The organism is Nannocystis sp. RBIL2, assembly GCF_026626745.1.
Lineage (GTDB): Bacteria > Myxococcota_A > Polyangia > Nannocystales > Nannocystaceae > Nannocystis.
This window is the reverse complement of the sequence record NZ_JAPNJW010000001.1, coordinates 4,042,883-4,056,148: the sequence shown is the minus strand read 5'-3', so window position 1 is coordinate 4,056,148 and position 13,266 is coordinate 4,042,883. Positions and strand designations below refer to the sequence as shown.

The window sequence follows — 13,266 nt, the reverse complement described above, 5'->3', positions numbered from 1 at the left end:
CATGATGGTCCGCCTCGCCCGGAGCCCGCATGCCGCGTACCCCGACCCTCGTCGCCCTGGCCTCCGTCCTCGTGTCCGTCCTGGCCCTGCCGTCGCTCGCCCGCGCTCAGGAGCCGGTCGCGGAGGCCGAAGCGACGGAAGCCAAGCCCGAGAAGCCGGTGCCGCCGTGGCGCAAAGAGATGCACATGGTCGAGGTCGGCTGGTTGATGGGCGCGCTGTTCGGGGCCAAGGACCACGGCCTCTACGGGGTCGACCCGCCGAACCCGCCGCGCCCGTTCAAGACCGGCTTCGCCATCGGCCTGCGCGTGGCGTACCTGCCGGTCCGCTTCGTCGGCGTCGAGCTCGAAGGCAACGTGTCGCCGACGAAGGTCGACGTCGAGGACGGCCAGCGCGCGGTGCTGTTCGGCCTGCGCGGCCACGTCATCCTGCAGCTGCCGACCCGCATCACGCCGTTCATCGTCGCCGGCGGCGGCATGTTCGGCGGCTCGTCGAAGGACGAGCTGATCGGCAAGAAGGTCGACGGCGCGCTCCACGTCGGCGGCGGCCTGAAGATCTACGTCAGCAAGTGGGTGGCGATCCGCATCGACGGCCGCGACATCATGACGCCGTCGTACGCGAAGGCAGCCGGCGGCGAGCTCAGCTACGCCCACCACGGCGAGTTCACGTTCGGCGTGTCGTTCGTGTGGGGCCGCAAGAGCACGAAGATGTGGCCCCGCGGCTGAATGGGGCGCACCGCTCAGGCCGTGGCGATACAGTCGGACGAGGCGCAGGCGGCCTGTAGCTCGGGGCTCGGGGACAGGGCGGCGAGGCCGGGGCCGACGATCGGGTGACCCGCGCGCTCTTGCTCTGCGAGCTCGAGGTTGAGGTCGAGGAGGAAGCGCAGCGGATCGCCGCGGAGGTCGTAGGCGGCGCGCACTGCCTCGTCGAGGGCCTCGTGGGCGTCGCGCAGCGGGGTGCGGCCGGGTGTGTCGAGGCTTCGGTAGAGCTCGCGGCGCGAGGCGTGGTGGCGCTCCATCTCGGCGGCGCGGACCTGACGTAATGCGCGGGCGGCCGCGGCGATGTGGTGGACCTGCGCGGCAGTCGGGGCCTGCGGCCAGGGGAACGCGCCCCACACGGTGCTCGAGGTGTAGCGGTAGTCGCGTTTGAGGGTCGAGCAGCGGGCGGTGAACCACTGCCAGTGCAGGGCCGACTGCAGGACGCCGAAGGAGTAGTCGTCGGCGAGGGCGAATACCACGAGGGCGTCGCTCGGGCGAATGTGCCGGCCGACGAACTCGAAGATCGGGCGGCGGGTGACGCGGGCGCAGGCGATGTAGCGCGCGAGGCCGGCGATCGCCGCGAGCATCTCGCCGCGCCGCCACGACAGGCGCCACCATTGATCGAGGAAGACTGCGTGGTGGCGGTTGATGCGGGCGTTCGGGCCGGCGCGCAGGACTGCGGCGTTGCGCCGCTGCTCCTCGGCGGCGGCGCGGCGGCGGGCGGGCAGGACGGTGGTGCTGATGCGGGCGAAGGGCGCGGCGAAGGCCTCGGCGGTGAGGCGGTCGCGCTCGCCGAAGTCGATGACGTGGCGGCTCGGCGCGCCGTCGCGGCGGCCGAGGAGGTCGTCGCCACCGAGGTACGGGAACAGCACTGCCGCGTTGGCGCCGGCGTCGGCGAGCATGCCGCGGGCGTCAGCGGGCGCGACGAGGAAGCCGTCGTGGCCGACCGTCTGGCCCTGGTAGCAGCAGGCGGCGGCGAGGTTGATGCGCAGGGATCGGGCGGCGCTGACGTCGGTGGCGGGGCTGAGGGAGGGGCCGATCCGTTCGACGGTGACGGTCTGCCAGGGGCTGTGCGCGGCGTCGCCGGTCTGCCACGAGAGGAATTTTTTGCCCGGGACGTCGGGCTGCCGGGTCCAGTTGACGATCGAGACGTTGACCGCGGCGTCGCCGGACCACACCTCGGCGGCGACGGCCTCGGTGATGGTGCCGCTGGCGACGATGTAGCCGAGGCCGCCGTCGCGCGACTCGTTCTGGCGGATGGTGTTGGTGCCGACGAGGCCGGCGCGGCCGCCGGGCGGGAGGACGTCGTGGGCCTTGCGGAACCAGTAGACGCAGTAGTCGGCGCGGCCCGAGACCTGCGGGTAAGCGGCGCGCAGGCGGCGGAGATACTCGGGGCCGAACTCGCGCTGCATGTTGTTCTTAGCCTGAAACGGCGGGTTGCCGAGGATCACGTCGGCGGCCGGCCAGTCGGCGAAGAGGGCGTCGGCGACGCGGAGGTCGGCCTGTGCGGCGGGGTGCAGGGGCGAGAGGCCGAGCTCGCGTCGGGCCTGGAATTCGGCGAGCTGCAGGGTGATGCGCGCGAGCTCGACTGCGAACGGGTCACGGTCGATGCCGCAGAGGTTGGCGAGCGAGAGGCGGCTCCGGGTGGGTGAGGCCTGCAAGCGCGAGAGCAGCTCGGCCTCGAGTTCGAGGAGCTCGCGGTAGGCGACGCAGAGGATGTTGCCGCTGCCGCACGCGGGGTCGAGGATCCGCAGGCGCGCGAGCTCGTCGTGAAGGGCGAGTTGTCTTTCAGAAGAATCGGCGGTGGTGATGCGCTCGCGCCAGGGGCGGACGAGGCTCGGCAGGACCATCCGCTGGATGTCGGCCTCGCTGGTGAAGTGGACCCCGAGAGCGTGGCGGCGTGCGGGATCCATCGCGGCTTGAAACAGATCGCCGAACACCGGGAGCTGCACCCTCGACCAGTCGAGGTCGGCGGCGCGGGCCAGGAGGTCCTGTTCTTCCCGGGAGAGTTCCATCGACGCGAGTGATTCCTGCTCGAGGCGGTCGCTCGGCGTGAGTCCGGGGCCGGCGGCGAACAGGGCGTGGACGCAGCGCAGGGTGAAGTGGCGGGCGAGGTCGCGATCGGTGCCGCGGGCGACGAGGAGGTCGAACAGACCGGCGAAGTGGGCGGCGGCCTCGCGCGTGGCTGCGACGCGGTCGCTGCGGAATACGGGCGGCCGCGGCTCGCGGAGCAGGAAGGTCAGGGCGGCGTGATCGTTTGGCAGGTCGGCGAGGGCGAGGCGATCGATCGGCTCCCGGACCTGCGTGGCGAAGTCGTACAGGAGGAGTTCGCTGAAGTCGCAGAGGGCGACGTAGCGCGGGTGCGAGGTGTGATACTGCCAGTGCTCGAAGAGGCGGCGAGATTGCCCGGCGAGGGTGGTGCCGCGAGGGTGCAGCTCTAGCAGCAGGGTGCGATTCCAGGCGAGCCGGGATGGCGCGTCGAATTCGGCGCCGGCGGCGTGAAGGTCAGGCCAGCCGAAGGCGCGGAACAGCCGCTCGCAGACGTCGCGCGCGTCGTGCTCGTCGCCCGCGAGCCCACCGACGTGGGCCGCGAACTCGGCCAGTCGCTGCGCGAGCTCGGGCATGGGTCATGGGAGCACGCGAGCTCGCCGCGTGTCCAGCGACGCCGCCTCGACCGTGGCTGAAGCGATCCTGCTCGAGCGGTCGACCAAACGATTCGCGGATGCATGCGAGACTGCATGCATCCGCGATCACGATCTTTGGATGGGCGGGCCGCTCAGCGGTTGCGGGCGGGGCGCTGCCAGTCGTGGTCGAGCATCGTCACGCCGCCGCGGGCGGTGACCCACTGGTTGGTGACGATGTAGTAGTTGCGGAAGATCCACGGGCGCACTGCGAACACGAAGTTGTGCTCGTGGGTGACGCAGATCGGGGTGCTCGGGTGGCGCGGGAATTTCCACGCCTTGACGGTGTCGCGCAGGACCTGGTCGACCGCGGGGTCGCCGACCGAGTCGAGGGTGGTGATCTTGTCGACGGCGCCGGTGGGCTCGACGCAGAAGCCGGTGCGGCCGATGCCCTGCGACCACGCGACCTGGAGGTCGAGCGCGTTGAGGCGCTTGGTGTCGGGCGGGGCCCAGGTCTTGGTGGCGGCGTCGTCGGCCAGCAGGGCCCACAGCGCGGTGTAGTGGCCGGTCTCGGCGTGGCAGGCCTCGAGCGAGCCGCGGGCGCACCACTCGCTGGCGAGCGCGCGGGCCTTGTCGGGGTCGGCGGGGGTGCCGATGCCGTGCTGAAGATACGCCGCGACGCCGACGCAGCCCTCGGCGAGCTCGCGGTCACAGGCCTTCTGGTAGGCGGCGAACGCCTGCGTCAGCGAGGACTCGTCCTTGCTGGTGGCGGCGTGCAGCCAGCCGAGGCGGGCGCAGCCGATCGCGTCGCCGAGCTCGCAGGCCGAGGTCAGCGCAGTGATGGCCTTCGGGACATCCGGCGGGCTCTTGCGGGTCAGCCACTCGTCGCTCAGGCACATGCCCTCGATGCGGCAGGCGAGCGCGTCCTTCTTGCTGCACGCGGCGGTCGCCTCGGCGCACGAGGCGTCGCGCACCTTGATCGCGTCCTGGCGGGCCGGCGGCTCCGGGCGCACCACCGAGTAGTGATTGCCGAGCAGCACGCAGGCCGGGATGTAGTTGAGCTCGCAGGCGCGGCCGTAGAAGCTGGCCGCGGTGTTGAGGTCGCGATAACCACGGGACAGGTCGTGGCGCGACTCGTAATCGTGAGCGACGGTGAGGCAGGCCTGGAGGTCGCCGCCGTTGCACTGGTTGCAGGTGCGCGCGAGCGGGCCGTGCTGGTCGCAGCTGGACATCGCGGTGGCGTCCCACGGCGACAGCGCGTAGCCGGCGTTCGGGCGCTTGCAGGCCGCGACTCCGGCGGCGGCGGCGAAGCAAGCGAGGAGGAGCAGCGACGTGGTGCCCTTCGTCATGGCGCGCGGAATCTACCAGGCGTCGCCGGTGGGGTCACGCGCGAACTCGTGCCCCAGCACACAGCGCGAGAACGGCGGACGGCGAGCCGGGCGCAACCCGAGAAAAGTGCGTGCGGACGGCGCCTCAGAAGGCGCTGGTGGTCACGGATGCGGTGTGCTCGGGGATCGTGTAACGCCGCGGCAGCCGGACCGTGAAGGAGCTGCCGCGCCCCACAGAGGAGCGGACCTCGATCGCGCCGCCCATCAGCGAGACCAGGCGTCGGCACACGGCCAGGCCGAGCCCGGTGCCCTCGTAGCGGCGCGTGCTCGAGGCGTCGACCTGGGTGAAGGGCTCGAAGATCCGCTCGATCTTGTCGATCGGGATGCCGATCCCGGTGTCCTCGACGAACACCTCGAACTTGTCGGGGTCGCCGCGCAGCCGCACCGTCACGGTGCCGTCACGGGTGAACTTGATGGCGTTGCCGACCAGGTTGATGACGACCTGGCGCACGCGCGTGGCGTCGTGGTGGACCGGGCCTGTGTCGTCGCCGAGGTCGAGGGTGAGGACGTCGTTGTTGCGCAGGGCCAGGGGAATGAAGATCTCCGCGACCTCGCGCAGCAGCCGCGCCGGCTCGAAGTCGGTCGGGCTCAGCTCGAGCCGCGAGGCCTCGATGCGCGTGAGGTCGAGGACGTCGGTGATGAGCCCGAGCAAGTGCCGGCCGGAGGCGTGGACCTTGCGGATGTCGTCGATCAGATCTTCGTTGCCGCCGCCGCGGTCGCGCAGCTCGTCGACGACCAGCTCGCTGTAGCCGAGGATCGCGTTCAGCGGGGTCCGCAGCTCGTGGCTCATCGTCGCCAGGAACGCCGACTTGGCGGCGTTGGCGGCGATCGCCTGGTCGGCGGCGTGGCGCGCCTTCTCCTCCTCCTGGATCGCCGCCGCCAGCTGCGCCGAGGCTTGCTCGATCTGCACGATCGCGGCCTCCTTCGTCGCCTCCGAGAACGCGGTCATCCAGGTGAGGAGGATCGTGGTGCCGGCGAGCGCGCCGAAGGCCAGCAGCACGGTCGTCTCGGGGTGGGTGACCTCGGGCAGCTCGACGCCGCGGGCCTGCGCGGCGAAGACGGCGGTGAGGGTGGCGACGCTGATGCAGCCCCACGCGAGGCCGCTGCGGCGGCCGGCGATGATGCCGGCGAGCATCGGCAGGAGGGCCAGGCAGACCGTGAACGGGGCCCGCACGCCGCCGCCGGTCCAGGTGGCGAACACGAAGCCGGCGTAGAGGATCGCGCAGATCCAGTTGCCGGTCAGCCACAGCGAGCCGCGGCGCAGGAACAGCACGCCGAGCAGCATCAGCAGCAAGCAGACGCAGGTGTTGACGAGGGCGATCGCGCGGAGATCGTGCTCGCGGATCATCGCCAGCGGGATCAAGAGGGCGCTGCCGACGATGAGGTTGGCGCCGAGGATGCCGAGGGCGAGCTGCGAGCGACGACGCGTGACGGGGTCGCGCCGGAGTTGCGCCGGGACGAGCCCATGGACCCACGAGAGCCACCGCCGCAAGATGGGCCCGTCCGTCATCTGGCCCCGCCATTGTCGCCAAAAGCACCCCATGAGGGCCAGCGTCCGCCCGTGAGGCCGCAGGGAAGTCCCTGCGTGCTTTCTCCAGGGCTGCGGACCTGGCGCAACGCTCCGGGCAGCCCCGCGCCGGCCGCAGGTCAGGCGGCGGGAACCTCGTTGTGCGGCTCCGCGACCAGGTGGCGCGGCAGCCGGACGCGGAAGGTCGAGCCGATCCCGGGCTCGCTGGAGACGCCGATCTCGCCGCCCATCAAGCGGCAGAACCGATGGACGATGGCCAGCCCCAGGCCGGTGCCGCCGTACTTGCGGGTGGTCGACATGTCGGCCTGGTAGAAGTCCTGGAACAGCTTGTCGATCTGGTCGGGACGGAAGCCGATGCCGGTGTCCTCGACGGTGAAGACGATGTCGTCGCGCCCCGCGGCCTCGTCGACCTCGTGCTCGACCCCGAGCGTGATGACGCCGTCGGTGGTGAACTTGGCGGCGTTCGACAGCAGGTTGAAGAGGATCTGCTTCACCTTGGTCTCGTCGCCGACCATGGTGACGAGGTCGGTCTGGATCGCCTGCGCCAGCATGTTGCGGTTCTTGGCGATCATCGGCGTGAGCATGGCGGACACGCGGGCGACCAGCGCCGGCAGCGAGAACTCGACGATCTCGAGCTGCATCTTGCCGGTCTCGACCTTGCTGAGGTCGAGGATGGTGCTGATGAGGTCGAGCAGGTGAGCGCCCGACATGCGGATCTTGCCGAGGTCGGTGACCATCTGCCGGCTGCCGAGGTGCTCGGCGTCCTCGACCAACATCTCGCTGAAGCCGATGATGGCGTTGAGCGGGGTCCGCAGCTCGTGGCTCATGTTGGCGAGGAAGGTGCTCTTGGCCCGGCTGGCCGCCAGCGCCTGGTCGCGCGCGGAGGTCAGCTCCTCGTTGAGCCGGAGCAGGTTCTCCTCGGAGATCTTGCGCGGGGTGATGTCGCTGACCAAAAGGACATGTCCCGGGGTGCTGAGGTCGAGCTCGTGGAAGTGGCCGGTGAAGGTGATCTCGAACACCTGGCGCTCGCCGTCCTGGACGAGGTCGGCGACGCTGCGGCCGAGCGACTGCATCTCGCCGCAGTGCGGGCACGGGCGCGGCTCGGGCAGGAGCAGCTGGCGGGCGGCGCCGGCCCACCAGTCGGCGACGGAGGGCCAGCGGCTGGTCATGTCGGCGAGGATCGGGCTGTGGCGCGCGAGCTCGCCGTCGGGCTGCAGCACGGCGATGCCGATGCCGACGGCGCTGGTGGCGTGCTCGAGCAGGGCCGACTTCTCCTGGGCGGCGGCGACGACCTGGGCCTCGAGCCGGGCGGCGCGGGCGGTCTCGAGGGCGATGGCGATGTGACCGGCGATGGCGCACAAGATCTCGACGTCGCTGCTCGTGAAGGCGCCGCGGACCAGGCGGTTGTCGAGGTAGACGATGCCGATCATGCGGTCCTTGAGGATCAGCGGGGCCGCCATGGCGCTGTGACGGCCGCGGCCGCCGCGGTCCTCGCCGGACACGACGACCGGCTCGCGCGTGCTCTGGACCTGCTCGACGACGTCGCGCACGACCCCGAAGTCGGCGGTGAGCTCGTTGCCGCGGGCGTCGCGGCCGACCTTGAACTCGAGCTGGCCGGCGTCGTCGCACAGGAACAGAGCGCAGCGCTCGGCGGCGAGGAGGCGCGCGAGCTCGTCGATGGCGATCCGCGCCTGCTCTTCGAAGGCGCGCGCGGTGGCGGAGGCGAGGCTGAGCTCGAGCAGGGCGTCGAGGTGACGGCGCAGGCGCGCGGCCTGGACGTCGCCGAGGTGACCGTCGCCGGCGCCGCGCGGGTCGCCGCCGGCGCCGAGGTCGAAGGCCCGGCGGATCTGCTCGGCCCGCGGGCGCCAGCCGAGCTCCTCGGCCAGGGCGGCGGCGGCCCGCGCCTCGCGGCGGCCGGCGTCGACCCGCCCGGCGCCGCACAGCGCGTGGGCCCGCTGGTGCAGCGCCTCGCAGCGCAGCCACCGGTTCTCGCTGGCGAACGCGATCTGCTCCGCTTCGGACAGGTCCGTAAGGGCATGGTCGAAGAGACCTGTCATCCAGGACATGCCCGATCGGCCAAGCAAGAGGAAGCCGCGCAGGACCGGGTGGTTCGGCAGCAGGGCGAGGGTGTCGACGGCGGCGCGCAGGCGGACCAAATGCGGCCCGCGCTGGGCCGGCGGGGCGGCGAGGGCCTGGTGGAGGCGAGCGTGGACGACGCAGGCGTAGGCGAAGCGGACGTGATAGGGGACCTGGCGCGGGCGCAGCGGCAGGGCGTCGAGGCGGGCGATGGCCTCGTCGACGCCGGCCATCGGCTCCTGCAGGAGGATGAGGGTGATGGCCTCGAGGCCGAGGAGGTTGGCGAGCTGGCCGCGGTCCTCGGGGAAGGCGACGCCGCCGCAGCGGGCCTGGCCGAGGTGGCGCAGGGCCTCGTCGCGGCGGCCGGCGCCGGCGAACACGACGGCCTGCAGGGCGTGGGTGAAGACCATCGCCTGGCGAGTGGTGCGATCGCCCTCGAGCTCGAGCTCGACGCTCAGGCGGCGCAGGACCGCCTGCGCCCGCGCGTCGTGGCCGCGCACCCAGAGGTTGAGCGCGAGCAGCTGGTGGGTGAAGGCGAGGCCCCAGCTCTCGAGCCAGCGGTGGTGGTCGGCGAGGGTGCGCGTGAGCATCTGCTCGGCGGCGAGCACATCGCCGCAGGTCTCGTGGATCGCGGCGGCGTAGAAGCTGACGCGCGCGAGGGTGCGGCGGTCGCCGGCGGCGGTGGCCATCGCCACCCCCTCGGCGGCGCAGCGGCGGGCGGAGTGCGAGCGGCCGACCGCGGCGTAGACGATGCCGAGCGCGGTCTTGGCCCGCGCCAGCTCGGGTGAGGGGCCGAGCCGCTCGCCGTAGTAGCGCTGGCGGATCACGGCCTGCAGCAGGGTGGCCGGGCGGATGTCGAAGTAGGCGACGCGCACGGCGTCGTCGTAGAGCTGGGCCAGCAGCAGGGCGCGCGGGCGGCTGGGCGGCGGGGCCCGGCCGACGCCGGTGGCGGCGATCAGCGCGGCCAAGAGGCCCATCACTGCGCTGAGGGCCAGCGCCAGCGGGCTGCGCGACGGCATGGTCGCGCCGACCTCGGCGAAGGCGGCGGCCAGGCTGGCGAGCGCGCGCTTGTGCTCGAGGCGGAACAGCTCGACGCGGGCGCGCCTGCGCAGCAGCTGGGCGCGCCGCAGCGGATCTTGCTCTCGGGACATGGCCCGAGAGACATGGACGTCAGCCTCGTCGTGGCGGCCGGTGCGGCTGCACACCTCGCTGAGGCCCTCGTCGAGGCGCGGGTCGGGCGGCAGGCCGACGCGGGCGCGCAGCTCGTCGGCGCGGCGGAAGTAGCGGTACGCGTCCTCGTCGGCCGACTCGGCCTGAGCCAGGCGACCGGCGCGCAGGCAGATCTCGATCGCGCGGTCGGGCTTCGAATGGTCGCCCGCGAGGTAGTGGTGGGCCAGGCGGTGCAGGCCGTCGCCGTCGACGTCGGGGCTGTCGAGCGCCTCGGCGACGCGCTGGTGGTACGAGGCGAGGCCGGCGGCGTCGAGGCCGGCCAGCAAGGTCTCGCGTACGCGGTTGTGGACGAAGCTGAAGTCGCCCTGCGGGCCGCGCTCGAGCAGGCGAGCGGCGGCGGCCTCGGCGAGGGCGTGGGCGACCGCCTGCGAGCCGCGGGCCAGCACCCGGGCCAGCAGCGCCGGCTTGACCTCGGGGCCGAGGATCGCGGCGGCGCGCAGGGCGTCGCGCGTGCGCTCGCTGAGGTGGGCGACGCGGCTCAGCAGCAGCTGCTGGACGTCGCCGGGCAGGTGGAGGCTGGCGAGGCCGGCGACCTCGACCTGCCAGACGTCCCAGTAGGGCCGCAGCACCCCGCCGTCGAGCATGGCGCGCACGTACTCGATGACGCCGAGCGGGAGGCCGCCGCTGCGGTTGGCGACCAGTCGCACGAGGCCGTCGTCGACGCGCCGCTGGCCCAGCAGCGAGGCCATCAGGCGCGCGACCGCGGGCTCGGCCAGGGCCTCGAGGGCGAGGAACTCGCACGCGCCGTCGCGGTCGAGCTCGCCGGCCCAGCGCTCGAAGCGGCCGACGGCGACCAGCAGCAGCGGGAGCTCGGCGATCCGCCCGACCAGCAGGCGCAGCGCGGCCAGGGTCGCCTCGTCGATGACCTCGGCGTCGTCGACCCACAGCACGGCGCCCGGGTGGGCCTCGGCGATCAGCGCCAGGGCGTCGACGGTCGCCGACACCAGCTCGCCGCCGTCGCCGCCCGCCAGCGCGGTGGTGTCGGGCCGCAGCCGCCGCAGGTGCGGGTCGACGGCGGCGCGCAGGCCGGCGAGCGGCCGCGCCTCGGCCTGACACCTGACCGCGAGGACAGGTACGCCCTCGTCGGCCCGCGCGGCCGCGAACGCCGCGAGCAGGCGCGACTTGCCGCTGCCGGGCTCGCCGGTGACCAGCACGCCGCCGCCGAGGCCCTCGCGGGCGCGCGCGTGGGCCTCCTCGAGCCGGCGCAGCTCGGGCTCGCGGCCGACCAGCGGGCCGTCGAGCCTGTCCTTCGAGATATGTCCGAAGGGACCTGTCGCAACAGACTCGTCGATGGCGAGCAGGGCCCGCGCGGTCTCCTCGCCCGACTGGAACCGGTCGTCGGGGTCCTTGGCCAGCAGGCGAGCGACCGCGGCCGCGAACGCGGGCGAGCAGCGCGGCGCCAGCTCGCGCAGCGGCGGCGGGGCGAGCACCGCGTGCTGGCGCAGCAGCTCGTCGGGGTCGCGGGCGAGGAAGGGCGGGCGGCCCGAGACGGCCTCGAACAGCATGGCCCCGAGCGCGTAGAGGTCGGAGCGGGCGTCGACGGTGCGGCCGACCATGCCGCTCTGCTCGGGGGCGCGGTAGGCCGCGGGCCCGGCGGCGCCCGGCGGCGCGGGGTCGAGGCGGAGGTCGAAGTCGACCAGCTTGACGAAGCCGCTGGCGTTCGGCGGGAACACCACGCTCTGCGGTCGCAGGTCGCGGTGGATCAGGCGCCGGCGGTGGACCTCGCCGAGCACGCCCGCGAGCTGCACGCCGAGCTGGATCGCCTCGAGCTCGGACAGCGGTCCGGCGGCCAGGCGCGCGGCCAGGGTGCGGCCCTCGACGTACTCCATGATCACGTACGGCAGCCCGCCGGCGTCGCCGATCTCGAACACCTGGACCACGCACGGGTGCGACAGCGTCGCCAGAGTGGCGGCCTCGCGGCGGAAGGTCAGCGCGGCCTCGGCGTCGCCGCCGGCGTCGGTGCGCAGCAGCTTGACGGCGACCACGAAGTCGCCGCGCCGCGCCCGGTAGACCACGCTCCGCGCGCTGCGACCGACCTCCTCGAGGAGCTGCACGCCCGGCAGCTGCGCAGTCGGTGTGTCCGGCACCGCGGAAGTATCACCCAATCGGCGGCCGCTTCGCGGTGTCGGCAGCCGGCTCGCAGGCGCGCACGCGGCTCGGTTCCGCGCCGATCAGCGCGGGTCGTCCGGGGTCTTCGGCGTGACCAAGCGGTGGTACAGGGCGGCCGGAGGCACACCCTCGCGCAGCAGCGCCTCCGCGCGCTCGAGCTCCTCCTGGATGACGAGCCGGAACTCGAGCTCGGGCACCGCGCCGTCGACCGCGCGGCCGTTGACGAAGTACGCCGGGGTGCCGCGCACGCCGAGCGTGGAGCCGAGGTCCTGGTCGGTGACGATCCGCGCGTCGGCGTCGGCGGCGTGCAGGCGCTGCTTGAACTTCTTGCCGTCGAGCTTCAGCTCCTTGGCGATCTGCAGCAGCGTGTTCTCGTCGAACTGGGCCTTCTCGGCGTAGAGCCGGTCGTGGAACTCCCAGAACTTGCCCTCGGCGTGGGCCGCCATGGCCGCGCGCGCGGCCAGGAACGCGTGGCTGTGGAACGGCAGCGGGTAGTGCTTGAACACCACGCGGATCTTGTCGCCGTAGCGGCGGCGCAGCTTCTCCAGCGTGTCGTGGCCGCGCACGCAGAAGCCGCACTCGAAGTCGGCGAACTCGACGATGGTGACCGGGGCGGTGGCCGGGCCGCGCTGCGGCGAGTCGTCGACCGGCACCGGGTAGATGACGTCGGGCTTGAGGCCGGGCCGCGGCCGCCGGACCTGGACCTCGCGGTAGCCGTCGGCGATCGCGTGGGCGTAGATCTTTTCCGGCGCGACGCCCTGCTCGCGCCACTTGGCCGCCAGCTCGAGCTCCTCGCGGACCACCGAGCGCAGCAGCTCGAGCGGCTTGGCGCCGTTGATGTGGCGGCCGTTGATGAAGTACGCCGGGGTGCCGGTGACGCCGAGGCGGCGGCCCTGGCGGAGGTCCCTCTGCACGGCGGTGCCCCAGCGCAGCGCCTCGAGGTCGTCCTGGATCTTGCTCAGGTCGAGCTCGGCGGCGCGCGCGGAGTCCTGCAGGCGCTCGAGGTCGAGGCCCTTCTGGCCGAAGATCCGGTCGTAGAAGGCCCAGAACTTGCCCTGCTCGAGCGCCGAGCGGGCCATCAGCGCGGCGACCAGCGCGTAGCCGTGGAACTCGAGCGGGAAGGCCTTGTAGGCGAAGCGCACCTGGCCCAAAAACTCCTTCTCGAGCGCGAGCATGCTCTGGTGGCCCTTTTCGCAGTACGGGCACTCGAAGTCGGAGAAGGCGACGATCGTGACCGGCGCGTCGGCGGGCCCGCGCACCGGCGCGTCGCCGACCTCGACGTAGAAGCGCTCATGCGGCACGTCGCGCGCGGCGCCGCTGGTCTCGAAGCCGGGCAACCCGGCGGCGGCCTGCGCCAGCGGGCTCTCGCCGGTCGCCTGCGCCTCCGCGGGGGCCTCGGTGCTCGCCTTGTGGCGCGAGCAGGACAGGAGCGCGAGCGAGGCGCCGAGGAGCGCGGTGCGGAGCGAGGGACGCGGCATCGGCCGGCAGTGTACCGCGCAGGGGCCGGCGATGCCTGGTACGCTGGCGGGAACATCGGCCGGCGGCGGCCGCGTCTTCAC

6 protein-coding genes are annotated in these 13,266 nt (G+C 72.9%); 1 reads left to right on the top strand and 5 read right to left on the bottom strand.

Annotation, left to right across the window (positions count from 1 at the left end):
* Nucleotides 1-29: 29 nt before the first annotated feature.
* Nucleotides 30-722, top strand: a complete 693-nt coding sequence (locus OV090_RS15880; RefSeq protein WP_267704507.1) for a hypothetical protein — start codon at nucleotides 30-32, stop codon at nucleotides 720-722.
* Between the two features lie 14 nt (nucleotides 723-736).
* On the opposite strand, the gene OV090_RS15875 is transcribed toward OV090_RS15880, so the two are convergent.
* The 5 genes from OV090_RS15875 to OV090_RS15855 all read right to left on the bottom strand — a co-directional run bounded on the left by OV090_RS15875 (nucleotide 737) and on the right by OV090_RS15855 (nucleotide 13,185).
* On the bottom strand, nucleotides 737-3,379 hold the full coding sequence (locus OV090_RS15875; protein ID WP_267704506.1) for a DNA methyltransferase: 2,643 nt from the start codon (nucleotides 3,377-3,379) through the stop codon (nucleotides 737-739).
* Between the two features lie 152 nt (nucleotides 3,380-3,531).
* Nucleotides 3,532-4,725, bottom strand: coding sequence for a hypothetical protein (locus OV090_RS15870; protein WP_267704505.1), 1,194 nt, complete (start codon nucleotides 4,723-4,725; stop codon nucleotides 3,532-3,534).
* Nucleotides 4,726-4,849: 124 nt separating this feature from the next.
* Nucleotides 4,850-6,274, bottom strand: coding sequence for an ATP-binding protein (locus OV090_RS15865; RefSeq protein ID WP_267704504.1), 1,425 nt, complete (start codon nucleotides 6,272-6,274; stop codon nucleotides 4,850-4,852).
* A 137-nt stretch (nucleotides 6,275-6,411) separates the two neighbouring features.
* Entirely contained in the window at nucleotides 6,412-11,685 is a 5,274-nt protein-coding gene (locus OV090_RS15860) for an ATP-binding protein (protein ID WP_267704503.1), read from the bottom strand.
* Between the two features lie 84 nt (nucleotides 11,686-11,769).
* Entirely contained in the window at nucleotides 11,770-13,185 is a 1,416-nt protein-coding gene (locus OV090_RS15855; RefSeq protein WP_267704502.1) for a thioredoxin domain-containing protein, read from the bottom strand.
* Nucleotides 13,186-13,266 lie beyond the last annotated feature (81 nt).